The organism is Pseudoalteromonas sp. S16_S37 (assembly GCF_014694405.1).
In the GTDB taxonomy this organism is placed as follows: Bacteria; Pseudomonadota; Gammaproteobacteria; order Enterobacterales; family Alteromonadaceae; genus Pseudoalteromonas.
The window spans coordinates 1-237 of sequence record NZ_JAAUWV010000261.1; the positions used below are offsets into that span (position 1 = coordinate 1).

General features: G+C 42.2%; 1 pseudogene. It reads left to right on the forward strand.

Annotated elements, in window-relative coordinates:
* Window positions 1-124 precede the first annotated feature (124 nt).
* Window positions 125-237, forward strand: a pseudogene (locus HC733_RS22850) (transposase); the annotation flags it as partial.

Consider the following 237-nt stretch of genomic DNA (forward strand, 5'->3'; position numbering starts at 1 on the left):
AAGGGCTAAACGAACTAACACCTGATGAAGTTTACTTCGGTAAGCAAAGATACGCGGCATGACTGGATCAACCACTTAAAAAGTTAGCTTATGTGTCCAACCAATGGGGTCCAGCTCTCCCATTCGGTTACTGGCTGGATTGGAATATCTTAAACAAATTCATAAACTTTCGGATGAAAATACGGTCGCCATGTGGTGTGAAAATCCCTATTGGCAGTATTTTTGTGGGATGCAGTT